This is a genomic window from Psychrobacter sp. CX5 (assembly GCF_057621535.2).
Genome location: NZ_CM177735.1, coordinates 254,806 through 276,352, shown reverse-complemented (window position 1 = coordinate 276,352; position 21,547 = coordinate 254,806). Strand labels below are relative to the sequence as shown.

At 40.0% G+C, this 21,547-nt stretch carries 17 protein-coding genes; 6 read left to right on the top strand and 11 right to left on the bottom strand.

Features of this window, described 5'->3' with window-relative positions; genetic code table 11:
- Positions 1-20 precede the first annotated feature (20 nt).
- Positions 21-920: a P-loop NTPase fold protein gene (locus AC21OG_RS01035; protein ID WP_487377128.1), complete on the bottom strand. Its 900-nt coding sequence runs from the start codon at positions 918-920 to the stop codon at positions 21-23.
- Between the two features lie 497 nt (positions 921-1,417).
- On the opposite strand from AC21OG_RS01035, the gene AC21OG_RS01030 reads away from it, so the two are divergent.
- From AC21OG_RS01030 to AC21OG_RS01015, 4 genes are all read left to right on the top strand, one after another.
- Positions 1,418-2,014 (top strand): hypothetical protein, encoded by a 597-nt coding sequence (locus AC21OG_RS01030; protein WP_487377126.1) that lies wholly within the window; start codon positions 1,418-1,420, stop codon positions 2,012-2,014.
- 39 nt (positions 2,015-2,053) lie between these two features.
- Positions 2,054-2,518, top strand: coding sequence for a flavodoxin family protein (locus AC21OG_RS01025; RefSeq protein ID WP_487377124.1), 465 nt, complete (start codon positions 2,054-2,056; stop codon positions 2,516-2,518).
- 35 nt (positions 2,519-2,553) lie between these two features.
- Positions 2,554-3,204 (top strand): DUF938 domain-containing protein, encoded by a 651-nt coding sequence (locus tag AC21OG_RS01020; protein ID WP_487377122.1) that lies wholly within the window; start codon positions 2,554-2,556, stop codon positions 3,202-3,204.
- Between the two features lie 428 nt (positions 3,205-3,632).
- A complete protein-coding gene (locus AC21OG_RS01015) occupies positions 3,633-3,878 on the top strand; it encodes a hypothetical protein (protein WP_487377120.1) in 246 nt (81 codons plus the stop codon).
- Here the strand turns inward: AC21OG_RS01015 and creD are convergent.
- Entirely contained in the window at positions 3,875-5,494 is a 1,620-nt protein-coding gene (gene creD / locus AC21OG_RS01010; RefSeq protein WP_487377118.1) for a cell envelope integrity protein CreD, read from the bottom strand. The two genes, AC21OG_RS01015 and creD, sit on opposite strands and share 4 nt — an antisense overlap.
- 248 nt (positions 5,495-5,742) lie before the next feature.
- A complete protein-coding gene (locus tag AC21OG_RS01005) occupies positions 5,743-9,939 on the bottom strand; it encodes a two-partner secretion domain-containing protein (protein WP_487377116.1) in 4,197 nt (1,398 codons plus the stop codon).
- A gap of 679 nt (positions 9,940-10,618) precedes the next feature.
- Between AC21OG_RS01005 and ttcA the strand changes: the two genes are divergently transcribed.
- On the top strand, positions 10,619-11,689 hold the full coding sequence (gene ttcA / locus AC21OG_RS01000; RefSeq protein WP_487377114.1) for a tRNA 2-thiocytidine(32) synthetase TtcA: 1,071 nt from the start codon (positions 10,619-10,621) through the stop codon (positions 11,687-11,689).
- An 82-nt stretch (positions 11,690-11,771) separates the two neighbouring features.
- Here ttcA and AC21OG_RS00995 read toward each other — a convergent pair whose 3' ends face one another.
- The 6 genes from AC21OG_RS00995 to ccoN all read right to left on the bottom strand — a co-directional run bounded on the left by AC21OG_RS00995 (position 11,772) and on the right by ccoN (position 17,720).
- The gene (locus AC21OG_RS00995; protein ID WP_487377112.1) at positions 11,772-12,359 is read right to left on the bottom strand and encodes a FixH family protein; all 588 of its coding nucleotides are present in this window, start codon (positions 12,357-12,359) and stop codon (positions 11,772-11,774) included.
- A 116-nt stretch (positions 12,360-12,475) separates the two neighbouring features.
- On the bottom strand, positions 12,476-13,879 hold the full coding sequence (gene ccoG, locus AC21OG_RS00990) for a cytochrome c oxidase accessory protein CcoG (protein WP_487377110.1): 1,404 nt from the start codon (positions 13,877-13,879) through the stop codon (positions 12,476-12,478).
- 389 nt (positions 13,880-14,268) lie between these two features.
- Positions 14,269-15,387 (bottom strand): cytochrome-c oxidase, cbb3-type subunit III, encoded by a 1,119-nt coding sequence (gene ccoP, locus AC21OG_RS00985; RefSeq protein ID WP_487377108.1) that lies wholly within the window; start codon positions 15,385-15,387, stop codon positions 14,269-14,271.
- The gene (locus AC21OG_RS00980; RefSeq protein ID WP_486547866.1) at positions 15,384-15,566 is read right to left on the bottom strand and encodes a cbb3-type cytochrome oxidase subunit 3; all 183 of its coding nucleotides are present in this window, start codon (positions 15,564-15,566) and stop codon (positions 15,384-15,386) included. Before AC21OG_RS00980 ends, ccoP begins: the two co-directional genes overlap by 4 nt.
- Positions 15,566-16,204 carry a cytochrome-c oxidase, cbb3-type subunit II gene (gene ccoO, locus AC21OG_RS00975; protein WP_486547865.1) on the bottom strand — a complete coding sequence of 213 codons (639 nt, stop codon included), beginning with the start codon at positions 16,202-16,204 and terminating at the stop codon, positions 15,566-15,568. The genes AC21OG_RS00980 and ccoO overlap by 1 nt, the downstream gene beginning before the upstream one ends.
- A gap of 25 nt (positions 16,205-16,229) precedes the next feature.
- Positions 16,230-17,720, bottom strand: coding sequence for a cytochrome-c oxidase, cbb3-type subunit I (ccoN, locus tag AC21OG_RS00970; protein ID WP_486547864.1), 1,491 nt, complete (start codon positions 17,718-17,720; stop codon positions 16,230-16,232).
- Positions 17,721-18,381: 661 nt separating this feature from the next.
- On the opposite strand from ccoN, the gene AC21OG_RS00965 reads away from it, so the two are divergent.
- Complete coding sequence (locus AC21OG_RS00965) at positions 18,382-18,771, top strand: SCP2 sterol-binding domain-containing protein (RefSeq protein ID WP_487377105.1); 390 nt, start codon at positions 18,382-18,384, stop codon at positions 18,769-18,771.
- A 246-nt stretch (positions 18,772-19,017) separates the two neighbouring features.
- Here AC21OG_RS00965 and AC21OG_RS00960 read toward each other — a convergent pair whose 3' ends face one another.
- Both AC21OG_RS00960 and AC21OG_RS00955 read right to left on the bottom strand, forming a co-directional pair.
- Positions 19,018-19,575, bottom strand: coding sequence for a hypothetical protein (locus tag AC21OG_RS00960; RefSeq protein ID WP_487377103.1), 558 nt, complete (start codon positions 19,573-19,575; stop codon positions 19,018-19,020).
- A gap of 655 nt (positions 19,576-20,230) precedes the next feature.
- Positions 20,231-21,187: a hypothetical protein gene (locus AC21OG_RS00955; protein ID WP_486547861.1), complete on the bottom strand. Its 957-nt coding sequence runs from the start codon at positions 21,185-21,187 to the stop codon at positions 20,231-20,233.
- Positions 21,188-21,547: the final 360 nt, after the last annotated feature.

Here is a 21,547-nt window from a genome sequence, read left to right as displayed (position 1 = left end):
TTTTAAATCAGTTTTTTAAGTTATTTAGCCACTTTTTGATGAGTTATGGATCGTGTTTCGTCGAGAAAAAATACCGTGTCGGATACATTAGGAAGGGTTTCTAAAGCGTGTTCTGTCAGTCTTTGATAATGCTGAATAAATGTAACTATCTGACTCTTCGTCATAATGACGTTTTGTTGACTGTCGTTACGAGAAGCCGCCGCTGCTTTGGCTAACTTCTGCTCTTGCTCCAAGCGCCAATTAAAGACGCAATCGAACGACGGCGCTTTTAACATTACTTGGTAGTCAATCTTATCAAATAGGGTCTGGTACTCACCAGCTAGCCTTGTATTGACATATGAACGCCATATAGCTTGTGGGTCATGCGATTTTTCCAAAGCATTGATAGGGTGCTGTAATGCTGCCTCTGGCTGAGGCTTCAAGCCAACACACCAACCTTCAAATATAATAAAGTCAGGTGAATAATCAATGGATTGCCATTGATCTATAGGGTAGGGGTTATCGGTCGCTTTGTCAAAGCGGGGTAGCTTTGAACAAGTTCCATTTTGTAATTGACGAATGGTTTTGAGGGCCAACTCAATATCATGCGTTCCGGGGACACCGCGTGTCTTTAATAGTGGATGAATCGTGTTCGCCAAAGCCAATCTAGCAGTTTGATCCAGATAGAAGTCATCTATCGATAGTGACACGACGGTCTTACCATGCACTGATGTTAAATAGGTGTCGATAAAACTGCTTAAAGTAGTTTTACCAGAGCCTTGGCACCCTGTAATTCCAATGATAAATGGCTTTGAAGAATTACGTTGATGCTCTATTATTCGGTCACATAAAGGTTCGAACCATTGTTGTGCTATAGCTTTATAACTATCTGGTAGTTGATGAGTCGATAAAAAGTGCTGCATATTCATAGTATCGTCCATAGCATTATTCCCATTGAGTCTGTATGGCTACACTATCTATGCCAAATTTTGCAACCTAGTCTATATAATTATCAAACTCGCTAGCATGATAATTTAAATGCAATTTAACAGTAATAGTGCTTACGTTGTTTTTGTACTAGTCTATTGAAAATTATACAATTGAATAAATCCAAACCAATTCCAACAAAATCAAACTCAGCCAAGGTAGTAGCTAATCCCGCTTTTCACTCCTATCTTGGCTTGTGCGGCGGTGTGCGCTATAGCCAGTGTCGTTCCTGCGCCACGATAACGCCACTGGCCGAGCGCCCACAACGCCTTACTTCACCAAGTATATTCGCTACAATCGGGGCTAAACCGCATCCAAAGGTAACGTTTATTGCAATTTTATAAATCAATCACAATAAACTATCCTTTCAAAAAAATAAATGAAGCATTGTTGATTATACAAACAATTGAATATAAGTTTAATTTATAAACTATATGGTAGGACTATCCTTATGTCGTGCAGAACACCCTTGAGATCTCAAAGCTGCAATGGTACTGATAAAACTTTATTAAGCTCATTTAATGAAATTGTAGCTCATTACATAGATAACCATCGTCAAAACGCATCTGATGAGATGCAATTCTATAGACAACAGGATAGTTTAGAGACGGTTATTTCGAAAGCAGGATTAGCTTTAACAGTTGATGATAAAAAACATCCCCATCAATATCGTATATCAAATGAAACGTTGAAAGAACTATCGAAGACTCTAAAATATATAGACTATTCAGTTATAAATAGTTTTACAGAATTATTAATGGTTTTGGAAGATGAGATACGTCCAATTTGGGGAGTCGGGGATTTGCTTATTTATGATACTGCATTACGTATAGGTGCTTTTTTGGGTTATGAACCGGAGTATGTATATTTACATGCCGGTACTATGCAAGGTGCGAAAAGTCTAGATTTAGACTATTCTAAAGGTTATTTGAAGGTTGAAGAGCTACCTAAACAGTTTCATAGATTGCAACCTCTAGAGATAGAAGATTGTCTCTGTATATATAAAGATTCATTAGCGTCTATAAGTTTTAATAAAGCTAAAGGTTAACTAAATATTCATAATTTTTATATCAAATCGGTAATCACTATGCCAACAAAAACCCTACTAATAATAGCCCACGCCCCGTCACCGAACACCCAAAAGTTAGCACAAGCCGCTTTTAAAGGTGCTAATCATCCTGACATAGACATCAGTGTCATTCTTAAATCTCCTCAAGACACGCAACCTCAAGATGTGCTGGCGGCCGATGCTATTTTGATAGGAACTACTGAAAACTTAGCCTATATGGCAGGGCTCACCAAAGACTTCTTTGATCGTTGTTATTACTCTGTACTAGATAAAAAGCAAGGTTTACCACTGGCGGTATATATCCGAGCAGGGCAAGATGGCACGGGTACAAAACGAGCTTTAAAGACGATTACTACAGGTCTTCGTTGGGAGTGGGTGCAAGATGCGCTAATATTAAAAGGCGATTGGCAGGAAGCATTTACAGATCAAGTAGAAGAGCTTGCTATGACGTTGGCTGCTGGCGTAGAAGCGGGCATCTATTAATCCAAATTTTATCAATTGATCGGAGAAGTGGTGTTATGAGTCAAGCGAGTTTAGGAAACACAGATGTCAATCATACGGCCAGACCGCCTTGTTCTCAGGCTTGTGAGAACAATAAAGATCCTATTCTAAAGGTACTTCAAAAAGAACTGCAAGACTATTATCATGTGTTAGAGATTGGGTCAGGTACTGGTCAGCATAGTGTTTACTTTGCGCCAAGATTGCCACATCTTGATTGGCAAACCAGCGATATCAGTCATAATCACTCTGTCATTCAAGCTTGGCACGATCGTCATCCTGCACCGAATTTACATGCTCCTTTGGCATTTGATTTAACGACAGATACAATACCACTATCATCGACTGGTAAACAGTATGATGCTGTGTTTACCGCCAATACGTTACATATCATTGCTTGGGAATTGGTTCAGAGGCTGTTTGAGTTGGTGGGGGATGCGCTACCAGCAAACGGTAAGCTGATTATTTATGGGCCATTTAATGAAAATGGACATTATAGTAGTGATAGTAATAGACAGTTTGATAGGCATTTGCGTCAGCGCGATTCAAAGAGTGGTATTCGCAATAAAGAGGATGTTGTTAGCCTAGCAACAACGCATCATTTGACCTTATATTCGCAGTATCAGATGCCAGCGAACAATCAAATATTGGTTTTTAAAAAACAAGGCTAGTTATCTAATTACTGACCAAGCAAATCCATTGAATTTTATCCTAGGTCTATGAGTCTATAAAAACCTGAATTCGGGATAAGAATGTTTGTAAGCCATTGTTTTTATTTAAGCTAAAAATCCATCCCCAACCCTTCCTTTGAAAAGGAAGGGAGCTAACGTTTCCAACGTTAAAAAGAGATGAATGACCGTTTCTTTAAATGGTGAGATGCATTGTTTTGCAACAAAGGAGTGCCGATAACCTTAACTTTTATGAATTGATTATCCCGAATTCAGGTTATAGAAAGAAACTATTGGTAATCATTTGATAGCTTATGCCTAGTATTCAACATTTAGAATTAAAGACCTAGAATTGAAGAGCTAGCTAGACTTCAATAATGAAATGTTGAGGTGAGTGAATAATTAACACAACTGGGAATGATAAACGTCGTGTGAAAAGTGAAAGCGGTTTAGCCTCGATTGCAGTGGATATACTTGGTGACACACAGGGGTGCGGGCGCTTAACAAGAGGCGGTATCGAGATAACAGGAACGTCACTTGTTTTAGCGACCGCCCCTGTGTTAACCAAGATAGTAACGAAAGCGAGACTGGCTGCTTATCGCTACTTTATATATCAGAACTTTAAATATCGGTACTTTAAATGTGGTTACTTTAATTATTTTGATAATGTGCGTTAAGCGACTTTGTACCAGTCGATTTTTCGAGTCATTATCATCACACTGGCGAGTAGGGCAAAACAGAAGGCGGCGCCGAGTAATAGGTTTAAATCTTCCATGGTTAATATGCCGTAAAATGAGGCGTAGAGCCCGCCCAATATAGCGGTAAACAGTACGGCGCGTTTGGCACTACCGAGCAAATAGTATGAATACCAGCCGATTAAACCGACGCAGGCACAGGCGGCAATGGCATATGCTAACCAAAATGCGATTTGTTCGGCAAGCGGTAATAATAATACGTAGAAGACCAATAAGGCGCTGCCTACGAGCAAGTATTGGATGGGATGGATGCGACTTGCTTTGATGATTTCAAATAAGAAGAAGGTTCCGAAAGAGACGAGTATCAATAGTAGCGCATACTTCATGGTGCGTTCTGTTTGTAGGTAAACGTCGTTCGGTTCGGCAAAACTGACGCCAAAGCTGCTTAGACCTGAGCTATTAAAACCTAATCCCTTACCCTCGCTCGCTTCTAAAGCTGACCTTTCTGCATAATACTCATCGTATTGTGAGTCGTTTGTGGTAAAAGACGTGGTGTCTGCAAATGAACAAGAACTGCTTGATTTGCTGAGACAGTCGTTCAGATATTGGTTATTTGCAATGGTTAGATATTGGTTTTGCCAGTTTGCCTCAAAGCCTTCTTTGGAAAATGTTTTGGCATTGGGGAGTGCTTTGCCAATAAAATTGGGTGCATGCCAATTGCTGGTCATGGCAAGCTCGAAGTTTTGTCCTGTTGGTACAGTGTTTAAGGTGCTGATGCCAGATAAGGGTAGCGTGACTAAGGCATTAAAAGAGACAGTAGAGTTTGCTTTGGACTTATCTGAGTCAGCTATATTTGATTGAGTAGACTGAGAAACTTGCTTTGTTGACTGCTTTGAGGCTGATGCTAATTGATTTGCTATAGAGCTGGGAAGGGGCGCCTCTACATAACTCAGTTGCGATGAGTTGCCAAGAGTGTTTGACTCAGGGTACGTGGCTTTGATGTGCTGTTTATTGATGGTAATGGTGGGCAGTGTATTGACACCACGTAGGTCTGATACCGGTATTATGATGCGGGCTTTATCCCACTGAATCGTTTTACGATAGGACTGATTAGCCGTTGCAGCTTTGGCGGTAGAAGCGCTTGTATTGGGTGTGACATTGGGTGTAGCGACGGTCAGCTCGGATTGTTGAGAGTCAGGTGAGGGTTTGATTTTAAACGTTTGATCAAATAATAAGTCTCCATTGTAACTGGTGGCATTATAGATGCCGCGCTGGTAGGTATCGGTGCTGACATCAAGATCTTGGGTAGCCGTGGTTTGGGACGCGAAAAAAGTGTCTATCACAGTATAGGGTTTGGCACATTTGACATTAATATCCGTAGGTTGAGCTGAACAACTTGGGGTAATGAGCGCTGGGACGGTGATAAACGGGGTGATGACTTGTTGTGGGTTGACATGTTGTTCAGCGATTTCTTTGATAACGGCTTCTGAATAGTGTTGCCGTTCATAGATTAAAGCACTGATCATATTTAGACCAATCCCAAATATCATGCACAGTCCGGCGATGATCGATAATTTGATAATGAGGGTTTTTTGCATAAGACGACCTTTGTATTGTTTGTTTAGGTGAGGCGTAAAAACAAGTTAAGGTTATCTTAGAGATGTCATAAGGAAGGGTGATGCAACAAAGATGGAAAGATAGTGGAAATTAAAAAACGCGATAAGGTGACTTATCGCGTTTTAGTTTTCTTTTAAGTTAAGGCTATTTCAAGGATTTAATTTAATTCCTTAAATATAGCCCCTGAAATATAACCGCTTTACAACTTATCGATTGGTAGGAATTATAGTTATCTTTTAATAAAACCTTCAAGATACGCCATTGGGTCATAGTTGGCACTTGGATTGAAAGTAAAATCAAAACCACTTTGGCTATCAAGTGCACCAACGCCAATAGTATTCGTATTACCACCTACATTAAGTTGACCATTATCGGTTTTGATACCAACCGGCGTGGTTTGAGTAGTGGTGGCATCACTATGATGAATGTCAATATCCGCTATAGGTTTTACCCCTGCAATCGTGCCGTTTTTAATATCTGAAGCAAGCTGAGACGCTGCATTTTCAGGCGTATATTTAACAGGAGAACCTTCTGTTCCTAATGCAATATCGACCTTAGTTTCATTACTATGGCTTTGTAATATCTCATTATTAACGTTGCCACTAACATTGCCTTGCAAGGTACCCGCATTGACACTGCTGCCTGATACATTGACATCACCACCAACGTTAACATTGGCATTTTGACCTATGTTCACGCTGGCAGGGGTATAAGACTGACTGTCTCCAGTGTCAACGCCGACATGGATATTGCCAGCTTTTGGCACAAGAGCGTCATTTTCTTTTTTGGTTTCAATATTGCCACCAAGATCTACTGAGGTGTGTTGACCATGGTTTGATCCTGCTGAAACATTAAAGTCGCCATCAGTATTAATAGTAGCATTGTCAGCTGTAACGTTGGCATGGCTCACATTGACGCCCTTATCGGCATTGATAGTTAGCTCGCCTGCGTTGACATCGCTGGTACCAGTACTTTGGCTTTGGCTAGTGCCTGCGCTGATATTACCGCCAAGATCTAAACTGCTACCTCCTGAACCAACTGCGACATTGACACCAACCGCACCTGAACCACTATGCGCGGTACTGGTTGTACCAGCGATAGTAGCAGTGTTGGTATCAATGTTAAGCTTGTCAGTGGTAAGGTTAGTGCCTTGTACGTTGACCGTACCGTTAGTACCGCTTGTTGACAGGTTAACATTCCCTGCGGTTACGGTATTATTGACGCCCTCAACTGATGATCCGTTATGACCATTAGCCCCAACTGACACACCAAAGGAAGGTTGAGGAGTCGGTTTATCTAATGCCAGACCACCAACATTGACGCTAACATCAAAGCCACCGCCAGTGGCGTTGCTGGTATTTTCAGATTGAACAAGGCTAACCTCTTTACCGGCATCTACATTTAAGCTACCAGGCGTAGTGATATTGCTTTGAGAAACGACCGTATCATCGCCATGAATGTTAACGTTTGCGCCTTCAATTGTGGCAGGTTTGGCAGTGGTGGTACCGGCTTGCTCATGCTGGAAATTGGCTGATACGCCAACTGAACCTGTAGGGCTAGCGCCTTCAAGACCGCCAAGTCCGAGATTAATGCTAGCTCCACCAGTGTTACTGGTGTCTTTTGTGCTGTCATAGCCTGAAGCAAGTGTTACATCTTTACCAGACAGGTTCACATCGCCTGTTGCCTTGTAATGGGTGCCTTCATCGTTAAGGGCGTTTGTAGCTTGTTCGTTGATAGTGCCTGCGGTAATGGTTGTGCCTGAACCTTGAGTTTGTACGTTATTGTTACCAGAACCACTTGCACCAATATTAAGGCCAGCACTTAACCCTCCTTTATAATCTGCAGAAGCTGAAAGACCAATATTAACATCAACATTTGTATCAGATTTGGTCTGAGTCGCATGGGCTTGGTCATGGGTAATATTGGTCGCCTGCTCATTGACAGTATCTTGGGCAGTAATATTTGTGCCTGAATGATGAATGTCACTGTCTGCTTTGATAGTAACGTTTTGGCCGCTTAATTGACTCGCCACTGGGGTAGTTGTTTGATCAGATTTCTTCTGATTATTGATATCAATGCCAAGTCCGGCGGTTACACCTTTGGTATCGATTGAACCTTTTGCCCCTAAAAATACATCAGTATGGTCGCTTGCTACAGTATGGCTATCGTTCTGCGCGCTAGTGGAGACTGTGTTCCCACTAACATTAAGATCGCCGTCCGCTTTGACTTTACTACCTGCAATATTAACATCACCGCCTTTAAGGTTAGTTGTGCCGCCTGAGACTAAAGAACCCGCCACTTTTTGAGTGTCATCGCTATCAACATTGTGTTGAATGTCTAAGCCAAAACGCCAATCGGTCGCAAGATTATAAAGCGTTGGTTTGGTTGAGTCTGCGACAAAGCCTATGGAGTCATGCACTGTTGTCACATTGTGACCATCACTAACGCCGACAATATTTAGTTCTTTGCCTGCTTCTAAATCAAGTAGACCAGCTGCTTTGACTTGGCTACCGACAATATTGATGTTTTGGTCAGTGACTAAGGCTAAATTGGTATAGGATTCTAAAACTGATTCATGATTTGTCTGATCAGTTGTGGTCGTAGTAAGGACATCGATAGGAATATCAAAAATAGTACCGGTACGATGCAGGTCTACATTTGTGGTGGTTTCGGTTGCGCCTTTGATATTAAAATCACCGTGCGGAGAGTTTAGGTAGGCGTTTTTAACGGCCAATACGCGGCTGCCCGTCAGGTTTAGCCCTTCGCCTGCATCAATGTATAACAAGTTGCTGGCTTGCACATCGGCACCGTTTTGAGTAATGATAGTGGTGTCATTATTGTCGGTTTGTGAGCCAAATAATCCGCCCCAATAAGTTACTTTATGATCGATATTATGGGTGGCCTTGCTGGTTTCGGCACTAAAAGATACGGTGCCTGGCGTTTTAAATTCCATATCTTTTGCGACAATTTGCGCCCCTGCATATTCTTGATCACCGCCGCTGGTCATCGCCGCTTTGTTCGCCAAAATGGCGGTTGGAATATAGTAATCTCTACTCGCTGATTCAGAATCAACTACGCGTTTTAATGCAATAGTACCTAGTCTATTTTCAAAGGTAATATCGTGAAACTCATTGGCATTACCACCGCTTAACGCAATGCCATTGCCTGCGTTTAGACGTACCACAGGGGCAACAATTTGTGAGGAATTGCCGGAGATATTGCCTGTTTTGGCGTCTATATTGACATTATTACTGCGAATATTGGAGCCATATAGCGCCGTAACTTTATCCGTATGAAATAAGGTTTCTTCTTTTAATCCGCCTTTTTGAGTATTGGTAGAGCGGTAAATCGTGTTTATCGTTTTCTCACCATTTAAAGCGATATTATCGCCTTCAAGGTTGACTTTATTACCCAAAATTTGAGTACCGTTAAGCGATAAATTTTTTGTGGTTTGAATATCTACATTGTCGGCATTAATGCGTGTTGGTAAATAGTGTTGACCGATTTGCAACGTGGTCGAGGTAATCAGCGGAGAGTCTTTTTGACTGTATTGTTGTTCGAAGTTCTTAATGTTACCGTGCATATTAAGATTACCGGCACGGGCATTGAAATCTTTAGTATTAAACTCGACACCTTTCACATCCATAGTGGCACGATCATCGGTACTATGAAGCGTAATACGACCTGCTTGCATACTACCTAAAAGATTACCATCTAGTACACTATCGCTTTTCGTCGCGATAGAGGTTGCGCTTAAGCTACCGTCTGGATTAATACCAACTTTGTTGCGTCCCATCAGCACATTGACATTATCAGCATTTTTTATCGTTGCATCGGCATAAATTTGTGGGGCAATTAAATCAACCACTTTGGTATCGTCAAATTGAACGCCACCGTAAATACGTAATCCGCGATCGTTTTTGGTATTGTAGCCTGTCAGTTTGCCATTGGTAATTTCAGGCTTGGCGACCGCTAGGCTTACTCTTGGAGCATTTATAAACCCACAGCCTTCACAGCTAATGCCGTTGGGGTTGGCGAGTACATAGTCTGCTGCCATCCCAAAGACTTCTTGTTTACCCAGTAACAAAGAGGGTTTACGGCTAACCACTTCATTTAAAATGACGGTCGCTGCTTGATTTTTTAAATTAGCATTGGCACCTAAATTGCCCGCTAAGACAGATTGCCCGCTTCGAGTGGCATTATTAATAACAGCACCTGACTTTGAAACGTTAAATTGATCATATTGGTTATGTGACAACCCTTGCGCATTTGGTGCATTAATATTGACCACTTCTACACCATTGGCCTGTTTTTGGACATTGACATTGCCCAGTGCTCGAATATCCGCCATCGCTGTACTTGATAGTGATGCGATTGCCATAAATGCAGATATGCGACCTACAACAGATAATTTCATTGATTTCATTCTTCGCCCCTAAAGAATTAATGTTCTAAAGAATGTGATATCTAAAGAATAGGTTTGCTTATAACATATTGTTATTGCAAAGAATATTATAAGCGAAACGCTTTATTTACATATGAAACCTTTGTGACATATTTGCAAAATAGGTGAGCTTTAGGTAACGCTCCTTCTTTGGTCATTGTGTGCATAAATTATACAAAATCTAAAAATCAACCTATCGGGGAAGAAAAGTGTAAACGCTACAAATAATTGGTTTATTAAACCGTAAAAAGATAGGTTTTTTAAAAGTGTGATGAAAAGTGTAATTTAAAAGGTGTTAGCCGCTCTTCTATAAAATAATGATAAAAGTTTTAGTACGAATTAACTTGTAATAAATTTTATAGTAACGTGGGTCATTAATAAGATTTAAAACCTTAATAAGGATAAAGACTGAAGAGAGTATCGTTATGTGGAGGTACACCAATCTTTTATAGGTCTTACGACAATATAGGTCTTACGACAATATAGTCAAAGAACTTTAAAGTAGTCACAAGGCAAACGAGTGCAAGTAGCAAGTAATACGGGAGTAGGCTTAACTAGGTTAACGCCGTGACTCTTTATAAGTTCGCCGACTATACAAGCTAAAAAACTTGCAATTTGTTATAATTCATCAATATTTTAAGCCATAAAATAGCGAATGATTATGCAAACCGATTTATCCAAACCGCAAGTTTTTAAACCAGTAGATATCAGCATAGATGCCATTGATAATAATACTGGAGACAATCTGTCTATCATATACAGGCCAAATAGTGAACAATCAGTAGATCATAAAGGCACTAAATCTGCCCGCTTTAAAAAGCTGCAAAAAAAGTTACGTAAGCAGGTATCCCATGCTATTCGTGACTTTAATATGATTGAGGACGGTGATGTGGTCATGGTCTGTGTGTCGGGTGGCAAAGACAGCTATACTTTATTGGATATATTATTGTTTTTGAAACGAATTGCGCCGATAACGTTTGATGTCGTTGCGGTGAATTTAGACCAAAAACAGCCTGGATATCCTGAAGATATCTTACCAAACTATCTTAAAGAGCAGGGCATCCCCCATTATATCTTAGAAAAAGACACTTACAGCGTGGTGAAAAGTGTGGTACCTGAGGGGAAGACGTACTGTTCAGCGTGTTCCCGACTGCGCCGTGGCTCATTGTATGGATTTGCCAAACAAATCGGAGCGACCAAGATTGCGCTAGGACATCATCGAGATGATATATTAGCAACGTTTTTCCTAAACTTATTTCATGGAGGCTCTCTTAAAGCTATGCCACCTAAGCTACTCAGCGATGATAAACAAAATGTCTTAATTCGTCCACTGGCATATGTTGAAGAAAAGGACATCATAAAATATGCACGTTATAAAGAGTTCCCCATTATTCCTTGTAATCTTTGTGGGTCGCAGGAAAATCTGCAGCGCGCGATGATTAATGATATGTTACGAGAATGGGATGATGCCCACCCACAGCGACTTGCCTCAATCTTTAAGGCAATGCAAAATGTTGCTCCATCTCAATTGGCAGATAGAACTTTATTCGATTTCGAAAGCTTGAGCCTAGACCGTGATGACAGCGAACGTGCTTTTGAGGGGGTTAATATCCAGGTAGGAGGAGCATCAGAGTTGTCTGATATGGGATTACCGACTCAACCAGAAATGCAGCCTTTTGAAGGCTCTAATAAAAGTAGTAAAATACCTGTTATTAATCCTGTCATTGACTAATTTGATAGTTTTAAAAAAAGAGAGCCCTAAGGGCTCTCTTTTTTATTGTTCCACCTCAGCTAAGGGTAGGGTCTTACAAAAACTACTTTTCGTCAAATGAATGAAGGGGTTCAAACCTGATATGATCTTTAGGTAATAGTCCGACTTCTCGCAATCGCCAGTTTAGCTTACCTTCGTTACTCACTTGTACATAGTATTTAGACTCTAACGCATCAAGCTTAATATTGGCAGTATATTGATTGTCTTTAGAGTGTTTTAGCGTGGCATCCCGATCTTTGTTAATATCAGTCGCATGGGAAATAGACAGGGTTAACTCATCAGGATAGTATATTGGCGTCCCGTCATTAAGCTTACCAGATTGCAAGCTTGGCTCCGGATAATTAAGGGTGAAAACAATGTCACCGTTTTGTGAGAAGGTCATGTCACCCGTTAAACCTAAATCATGCGCCAGCTTATCGCGTGACACGTCTTGGTAAAGCGTTTTGCCATCCATATACCAGTCATCGCGAACAACCGTATCTTTGATTTGTACCGAATAGAAAACAAACCATAAACAAGCGATGACAACAAATAATGGCAGACCGATGACAAAGATTATGACCATATAATTTTTGTACCAAGGTTGGGTATCTTGATGCCCAAAATTAGTCCGTGACGTGGTCTTATTCATACGATAACCCTAATCTTAATGAAGTAGTAACTGACTAAAAAAAGCCAGTTTACATGAATTCGTGCACCTAAGCTGGCAATTTTAGACGTTGGTTTTTATTACTAACGATCTAGATATTAACGACCTTGGGTATTAAAGACATTTGTCTTAGTCGCATGATATTTGCCATCTTTACTATCAACGTTAAAGTCAATTGATATTTCACCTTGATCAGCCAAACTAGGATCAGCAACCACACTGACAGGTAAGTCATAGCTTTGACCCGCAGGCAGTGGTAAGCTTTCGAAACGAGTTTGCAAAGTCAGTCCTTTTGGACCAGAAATAGACAACACATACTCATGACGTTGCTGAGTCTTATTGGTTACTTTAATAATGTAACTATTGACGATTTGACCTTCAGCATTAGTTGATGACAGCTGGTTACGATCTCCTCGAACATCAATTTGTAAAGGCACACGGTCAAATAAAGCATAACCTACTATACTCACTAATACAGTTAAAAGTAGCAAATAGGCAAACAGTCTAGGCCGCAAATAGTGACTTTTCTCTTTTTCAACCAATTGACGCTCAGTAGTGTATCGAATAAGGCCACGAGGGTAGCCGACTTTATCCATAACCTCGTTACAAGCATCCAAACAAGCCGCACATTGAATACATTCAACTTGCAAACCATCTCGTATATCAATACCAGTTGGACATACTTGTACGCACATCGTACATTGGACACAGTCACCTAAGTCTTCAGGATGCGTGCCTTTCTTACGTGGACCACGGGGTTCACCACGATTGTAATCATATGAGACAATCAGCGTATCTTTGTCAAACATCACACTTTGGAATCTACCATAAGGACAGATATGAATGCACATGAACTCACGCATATAAGCGGCATTAGCATAAGTGGCAAAGGTAAAAATAAACATAGATACCCATACCCAAGTCGGCCAATCAGGGATAGGTATTCCTGAGAGGCTTTGCCAACTGTTGTACATGAGCTCTGTACCCGCCACATAACTGACAAACGTAGTGGCTGTGATGATAGCCATTAATAGCCAAATAAACCAAATCAGTAGTCTCTTAGCAAACTTACCGGCTGAATTTGGCTCTTTATCAAACTTGATACGTTTGTTTCTATCGCCAATAACCCATTTTTCAACATGCTGGAATAAGTGTGTCCAGATAGTTTGAGGACAGGCGTACCCGCACCACACACGACCGGCATAAACTGTAACCATAAACAAAGTAAATGCGGCAATAATAAAAAAGGAGGCCACAAAGAAAAAGTCTTGAGGGAATAAGGTTAAGCCAAAGATATAATAATGCTGGCTGGGTACATCGAACCAAATTGCTTGTCGACCATCATATTTCAGCCAAGGTAAAATCAAAAATAAAGCTAAGAGAATATACATACTAAACAGACGGATGCGTTGATAAAAACCATCTGTAAAACGAGGGTGAATGCGCTTCTTAGTAGCATCTACCTCATGTACAGGAATTTGATTGGGGGAGGGGGCTGACATAAATGTACCTCTAAAAATTAGAACCATTATGCTGGCAGTAGAGTCAGTAAGGTGCTATTAACCGTTACTTATCATCCTATTTTAACATTGATTCCAGTTAGGAAGTGAAAGAGGATATAACTTTGTAGTTAGTTGAATGACCTAGGAGGGGTTGTAAAATATATTCGAGAGTAAGTCTGATTTTCATTAAATATATTATTATAGCCCCTAGTGGATGTGGTAGATAATATATGGGGTTAATACTAGGAAAAACAATGAGGTATAAGTTCAATTAACTCATTTAGCTTCACTATGATATAAAAAAGGGGCTGGTTGGACAGCCCCTTTTATGAACTAAATAAGTTTTAAATGAGTGAGTTGTAAAAGCATAGTTCTAAGTTAAGAACTAATTATTGAGCAGTCACGTCATTAGCAGTACTTGATACAACATTATTGTGTGATAAGGAATATACATAAGAGGCTAACAGCATAATACGCTCATTACCCAGCTTAGTTTCCCACTCTGGCATCACACCACCACGTCCATGACGAATAGTCTCTTGCACAGTTTCGCGGTCGCCATCATATAACCAAATACCATCTGTTAAATTAGGCGCACCCGTAGCGATTTGACCTTTTGCGTCTTCACCATGACAGATAAAGCATTTTTCATTAAAGATGGCTTTACCTTGAGCGGCTAATTCGGTATCAATTTCTGGATTTGAAGGATGTTTAGAAATTGATAATACATATTCAGCAGCAGCGCGAACCCCTTGCTCTCCAATGTCATTACGTTGGGCAGGCATAGGTAGTGGATCTTCAGGGTTAAGATTGGTATGCCAACCATTATGTAACGTGACCAAAATATTTTCAGGCTTGCCACCATGTAACCAATCGTTATCGGTCAAATTAGGATAACCTTCAGCGCCCTGAGCGGTGGCACCATGGCATACTGCACAGTTCTGCAAGAATAAACGCTCTCCGGCCATTACCGCTTCTTGATTCTGTGACAAATCTTTAACATAAGGAGCAAGTGCCTGAATTTGGCTGTCAATTTGTTTATTCAGATCACTGGAGCGTTTAGATTTTGCAGGTTCTTGTGCTTGGAGTGAAGCTAAGGTCGCTAACTGTTTATTCGCTTCAGGACTCTTTAATAAGTTATTTTGAAAGTTTTCAATAAAGATCTTATTGTTACTTTCAAGGTCACTATAAAGCTCGTTTTTAGAAGACCAGGGTACAGTCTTACCATCCACGTCAACCGTAGCCAAACCTTTAAAGCTATGGGGGAACAATGCTGGGAACAGTAACCAGTAACCGATCGCCCAAACGATACTGCCAAAGAAGATAACTAACCACCACTTTGGTAATGGTTTATCGTACTCTTGAATAACGTCATCATAAGTATGACCCGTTGTACCGTCTTCGGCGAGATCTGGTTTTTTACGAAGTACGAATAGGAGCACGCCAAGAATGCCAAGCCAACAGGCCAAACTCAAGATGGTGATCCAGGAACTCCAAAATATACTCATCTTATATCCTTACTGCGTGAATTTACAGATGATGAGCTTTGCAACTCATCATCTAACGCAAGCTGTGCATCTTCTTCAAAGCGCTTCTTATTTTTGGGAGAATACGCCCACCATGCAATACCAATGAAGGCCACTAGGGCTGCGACGGTAGCAATCACTTGTAAGTCACTAATACTCATTAGCGTTGCCCCTCCATCGCTGTACCAAGCTGCTGTAGATACGCAACGACCGCATCAAGCTCTGTCGCGCCTAAAACTTGGTCTGGAGCTTTTTCAATGTCCTCATCAGTATAAGGAACACCGAAGCGATCACGGAATAAGCGCATTTTTTCTTGCACTTTTATACCGTCAACTTCCTGCTCAGCTAACCAAGGGAAGCCTGGCATAACAGATTCTGGTACTAATGAGCGAGGTGCTATTAAATGCTTTCTCTGCCAATCATCAGAATAACGACCGCCCACGCGTGCTAAATCTGGACCAGTTCGTTTTGAGCCCCATAAGAAGGGGTGATCCCATACCGATTCAGCGGCGCGAGAATAGGGTCCATAGCGTTCAACTTCTGCACGCAGTGGACGAATCATTTGAGTATGGCACACATGACAACCTTCACGGATATATATATCACGTCCTTCAAACTCTAGCGCTGTCCATGGTTCCATAGTCGGAAGAGGTTGGTTAACACCACCTTCATCTCCAGGCTTGGTATCAAAAATCAATGGAACAATCTCTACTAATGTTGCAAAACTAATTGCAATCACAATAAAGATGACCAGCAAGCCTGTGTTTTTTTCAATTATTTCATGAGCTGTACCTGCCATGATATCTCCTTAAGCGATTGCTGGTTTACACGTTAACAGGCTGAGTGTCTTCGTCATCATTAACGATAGTGTGATGATTGGTTGGGTCTGCTTCATCGACTGGACGAGCACTTGGCATTTTAATAGTTTTTAGTACGTTATAGGCCATTACAAACATGCCGCTAACATATAACAAACCACCAAAGGCACGACCGATGTACGGATAGTGCGAGAATGCCACTGTTTCAATGAAGTTATAAGCAAGCGTACCGTCTGGATTCGTTTGACGCCACATCATGCCTTGACCAATACCTGATATCCACATAGATACGATGTAGAAAATAGTACCCGCTGTCGCTAACCAGAAGTGAGTGGTAATCAAACTAATTGAATACATTTTAGGTTTATTATAGATACGTGGAATCAATACGTATAAAGAACCCATAGTAATCATACCTACCCAGCCTAATGCGCCTGAGTGAACGTGACCCACTGTCCAATCGGTATTATGAGATAATGCATTAACCGTTTTAATAGACATCATTGGGCCTTCAAAGGTTGACATCGCATAGAACGATAAGGCAACAATTAAGAAGCGAATAATGGGATCGGTACGTAATTTATCCCAGCTACCTGATAAGGTTAGAACACCGTTAATCATACCACCCCATGATGGAGCAAATAGGATAATTGAGAAGACCATACCTAGTGACTGTGCCCAATCTGGTAGAGCAGAGTAATGTAAATGGTGTCCACCAGCCCACATATAGGAAGCGATTAACGCCCAGAAATGCACGATGGAAAGGCGATATGAATAAATTGGACGTCCAATCTGTACCGGCACGAAGTAATACATCATACCTAAGAAGGCAGCGGTTAAGTAGAAACCAACCGCATTATGACCATACCACCACTGAACCATAGCATCTGTGGCACCGCCAAACAATGAGTAAGACTTAAATAAGCCTACAGGAATGGCGAGGCTGTTTACGATATGAAGCAGTGCAATCGTAATAATAAAAGCTGCAAAGAACCAGTTAGCCACGTATATGTGCGATGTTTTACGCTTAATCAACGTGCCGAAGAATACAATGGCATAAGACACCCATACAACGGCAATTAAAATGTCGATTGGCCATTCAAGCTCAGCATACTCTTTGGCTGAGGTAATACCTAATGGCAGCGTGATAATGGCAGACAAAATAACTGCCTGCCATCCCCAAAAGGTAAACCAAGCTAAATAGGGTGCAAACAGTCGAGTCTTACAAGTACGTTGAACAATATAATAAGAGGTTGCAAATAATGCAGAGCCGCCAAAGGCGAAAATTACCGCATTTGTATGCAGTGGTCTTAATCGGCTAAACGTTAGCCATGGGATATCAAAGTTAAGAGCAGGCCAAGCAAGTTGAGAGGCAATAAATACCCCTACGGCCATGCCCACGATCCCCCAGATGATCGCCATTGTTGAGAAATATCTCACAAGTGTGATCTCATAATCACGATCGACCGGAGAGACTGCTGTGTTATTTATACTCATTGGAATATTTCCTTTACAGCCTTAAGTACAGGAGGGTATGCCAAATAAGAAGAACCAAAAGAACTTAATTCAGGAAAGTAAGGTGATATTGCGAACCTACCTTATCGTGGAGAGCATAAAATGAATAGAGTTAGATTGGCTCACTCTTGATAAGAAGGAGTTTTTTCTTATCAATTGTTTGGCTTATATACCTTATGTTATCTAAATATAGGGCTATTGTAACGCATAGGATACAAAATATCATCTGACGAAACAGTCAAAAATGAAAAAATCCGTAGAAAAATTAAGGATAAGCCTATTTTAGACGTTTAGATTAAGATTTGAAAACATAAATAACTTATGTAGCCGCCTAAATCATGGGCTAAAATTTGATTGATAACAATATATGACTCATTAATCCAAAAATTTACTGTACATGAAGTGAATTTTGGTACAATCTATAATTGAAGCTAACTTGTTTTAACTAAATCTTTATTTTTAGCGACTATAAGTTATTTTTAGCCACTATAAGTCAGTTGTTAATAATCCTACAGGTTCAATTGAGCCACTAATCAAGTGTCGTAATAAATTATGGTGTTTGGTTTTTGAGTTTTATTTGAATGCGTAGTATTTTAACTCTATTTTTAACGTAACACTATTTAAAATTTAACAGGGAATTCTTATGGCAGTTTTTTTAACAGACGAATGGTTTAATGAAGTTGATCGTTTAACTGAAGAAGCAGGTTCTTTGAACCTTCCTCCGTCGTTAGCTAGTATGAAGTTGAATCTAAATATCACCGATACCGCAAATGGTGATATACAAGCCTACTTGGAAAATGGTGTATTAAAGAAAGGGGCGACAGCCGCTGATAGTACTATTCATATCGATGAAGATACTTTAAAAACGATTGCTTTTAAAGGTGATATGAATGAAGCAATGAATGCGTTTATGTCAGGTAAAATTCGCATCGACGGAGATATGAGTCAAATCATGGCACTTCAAACTGCCAAACCTTCTGCTGAGCAAAAAGAGTTATTTAAAAAGATTTATGCAATGACAGAGCAGGCTTAAACGGTTAATTAACCTTTGTAGCGTTTCAATAAAAAAAGGGCGTTTGGTTTAACCAAGCGTCCTTTTTTATATTTGATCAGACTCACCAATCTCTTATTATACCTTTTCTATAAAATATTGCGTTTCCTATAAACCAACTCATCGTTGTCAAGCTGGCTTAATGAGCCTAATACTTGTCACGTTTATACTCAAGTTGCTCGATAGGCTAATGTCTAGATTTGATAATAACTTAGACCATATTAAATCTTAGACCATATGAATCAGAAATATCATTAACATCATACCGCTTATAAAAAAACTAACAGACATGAAGTCTATAGAAGTCAGCTTTCTATTGTATATTGAAGCCATAAGGCTATCCATAAAGCCTTGATTATTATCTACAAAATCAGAGCTTGAGGATAGAATAGTTGAAGAGTGTGTTGAAGCTTCGGCTGAAGAAAGCTGTCTACTAGAGGCGTCTGTTGAGTTCAATGGAGTCAATGCCTCGTTTGTTGACGATAAGGACTTCGAATTAGATTCGAAACCAGCGTTAACTGGTTGGCTTATGCTTGAAGCATTAAGCTTGGTGTTAAGTGTCAGGGCGCTAACAGCAGATGTGGTAGACAGTATAGAGAATGAATTAAGCCTCGTTTTCTTACTAATCAGCGTATTTCTGGAAAGAGAAATCTCTTTTGAGCGAGAGTCTTTCGTTAAAGAGGAGTTATTCAAGGAGTCACCATCCACGAAGTTAGGAATTATATCAGTAGGCGTATCAGCAATATTACTAGTAGCTTTAGCAGCAGAAACAGTTTTAGGAATCATTATTTTTTATAAAATATTATTTGATTCGCTATTCGCTTAATAGCTGTTCTGTCAGTTGTTGAATGCCATTAACTGATTTATTTGTATTACAATTAATTATTAAATTCTTTCTAAAAGTACGTTTACCAGATTGCAGTATCGAACTATTTAAATGACTACTATTTAAAAGGCTACTATTTAAAAGCCTTCTATATAAATGACGGCTATTTAAATACTGCTCGACTCAGTCTTTACCTTTATTTCATTTATCAACACCGTTGATCTTGGGAATAGTGTAAACATACTCTTAGACAACGAATAATTCATAAACACAAGCTTATGAATTATATAAGACAATTGCTCTTATTTATCCGTCATTAAGGATTTTACTAATCTTAACCTGATTTAATAGCGTTTGTAAACACCGTAATTGAGATTTTTAGTGTAAAGTCAACTATTTTTAGTACATTCACCAGTAAAATTTTAATATAAGTTTAAAATAATGAACATATGTCAATTTTTAGGTGTATAAATGCTATCGAGAACTATAAAAGTGTGACTCTTACAGCGTTTTGTCGACTTAGCTCTCATAGTCCGAAATTAATAATTAATTTTAATAGTATAAAGATATGAAGATAAAAGGTCACTTTGAATAAAATAGGAGTAATTTTAAGCCTTATTGATTTTCATAATAAATAGCGGCCTGAAGCCAAATATTAGCCTGTATATAGTCATTGACTTCAATTTTTTGCACCGCTTCTGTCGTTGGTGTTGCGACTCTAACCACAAAAGGATCTGCATCGGGTTCACGTAATATGGCAACGTCAAACAGGGTCAGTTGACGATCATACAGTGTCTGTGGCTGCTTACCGAGCACTTGACCTTGACACCAAGCTTCGTCTTCTTGACCCAGTGTTTCACCAAAAAGATACGCACACATATTACCAAGATTAATTTCAACGGGTGCTAAGTCTTCTTCACTATCAGACTGCCACTCATCAATTTGTTTGTCTAAATCTTTAGGGATAATACCATTATTTTTAGCCACGATATCATTATAGGCGCGGTGATAATGAATGGCTTCAGGATCCTCTACTAAAATGACCTCTTCTTTATTACTTGGCTCGATAGCATAAGCCCAGGCACTAAAATTAACAAAATAGGGTTGGTTTTGACGATATAACTTGTGATTAACGGTATAAGTTTGGTCAAAAGCATAGATAATACTGCCATCTTCACTGATGAGTCTTAAGACCGCATCTTTAGTATCATCATTGGCTATGATGCGGTCAATTTTACACGTTAATCCATAGGGACTATTGACACAAGGAAAGGCATTAATAAAGCTTTGGGGTTTACCGTCTTGCATAGCCAGCACTTGTTTAATATGGCACATATCATCGCAAGAGAGGAGTAAGTGTGGGAGAGAGTCTTTGGTTAAAGTGGGGTGTAAGCCTGCCGCAATCGTCGCGTCATCAATAGAGTTTCTTAGCCATGTCGGCACATCCTCTTCAATCTGATCGGTTAAAATACGCCAATGATCGCCATGTCCAGCAGTTTGTTCATTGGTCAACGATAGGGTTGTTGGAAGTGAGTCAGTGTTTTGGCTATATTTATAAACTTGAGTTGTCATAATATGGGCACTTTTTTTAGGGTTGGCTTTAAAACGAACGCAAACTTAAAGAGTAAGACTATTTTGTCGCTATTTTTGGAACCATGTTTTGTACCAAATTTAGTTAACACTTAGGGCGTGTGGAACATTCGCAAATTAGCACTGCTGATAGCTAAAATCGTTCCAGACTAGGCGCAAACTGACGCTAATATCTAGACCTTGGCTAGGTTTGTAACAACGTCTGGGGCGATTTTAGTATCAGCCCGAAGGGGCGGGACTCTTTTTTGCCAATATATGGCGAAATTTTCTAACTTAGAATGACTAAGCGTCAAAAATTTCACTGCATATTGACTAAAAAATAGTCTCCGCCAGTGCCATGGT

Excerpts from the sequence above, each read along its gene's own strand:
- AC21OG_RS00955 (WP_486547861.1), bottom strand. The coding sequence starts at position 21,187 with ATGACAACTCAAGTTTATAAATATAGCCAAAACACTGACTCACTTCCA.
- ccoP (WP_487377108.1), bottom strand. The coding sequence starts at position 15,387 with ATGAGTATATTTTGGAGTTCCTGGATCACCATCTTGAGTTTGGCCTGT.
- ccoN (WP_486547864.1), bottom strand. The coding sequence starts at position 17,720 with ATGAGTATAAATAACACAGCAGTCTCTCCGGTCGATCGTGATTATGAG.
- AC21OG_RS00995 (WP_487377112.1), bottom strand. The coding sequence starts at position 12,359 with ATGAATAAGACCACGTCACGGACTAATTTTGGGCATCAAGATACCCAA.
- AC21OG_RS00980 (WP_486547866.1), bottom strand. The coding sequence starts at position 15,566 with ATGAGTATTAGTGACTTACAAGTGATTGCTACCGTCGCAGCCCTAGTG.
- ttcA (WP_487377114.1), top strand. The coding sequence starts at position 10,619 with ATGCAAACCGATTTATCCAAACCGCAAGTTTTTAAACCAGTAGATATC.
- ccoO (WP_486547865.1), bottom strand. The coding sequence starts at position 16,204 with ATGGCAGGTACAGCTCATGAAATAATTGAAAAAAACACAGGCTTGCTG.
- ccoG (WP_487377110.1), bottom strand. The coding sequence starts at position 13,879 with ATGTCAGCCCCCTCCCCCAATCAAATTCCTGTACATGAGGTAGATGCT.
- AC21OG_RS00965 (WP_487377105.1), top strand. The coding sequence starts at position 18,382 with ATGGCAGTTTTTTTAACAGACGAATGGTTTAATGAAGTTGATCGTTTA.
- AC21OG_RS01020 (WP_487377122.1), top strand. The coding sequence starts at position 2,554 with ATGAGTCAAGCGAGTTTAGGAAACACAGATGTCAATCATACGGCCAGA.
- AC21OG_RS01005 (WP_487377116.1), bottom strand. The coding sequence starts at position 9,939 with ATGAAATCAATGAAATTATCTGTTGTAGGTCGCATATCTGCATTTATG.
- AC21OG_RS00960 (WP_487377103.1), bottom strand. The coding sequence starts at position 19,575 with ATGATTCCTAAAACTGTTTCTGCTGCTAAAGCTACTAGTAATATTGCT.
- AC21OG_RS01025 (WP_487377124.1), top strand. The coding sequence starts at position 2,054 with ATGCCAACAAAAACCCTACTAATAATAGCCCACGCCCCGTCACCGAAC.
- creD (WP_487377118.1), bottom strand. The coding sequence starts at position 5,494 with ATGCAAAAAACCCTCATTATCAAATTATCGATCATCGCCGGACTGTGC.
- AC21OG_RS01030 (WP_487377126.1), top strand. The coding sequence starts at position 1,418 with ATGTCGTGCAGAACACCCTTGAGATCTCAAAGCTGCAATGGTACTGAT.
- AC21OG_RS01035 (WP_487377128.1), bottom strand. The coding sequence starts at position 920 with ATGGACGATACTATGAATATGCAGCACTTTTTATCGACTCATCAACTA.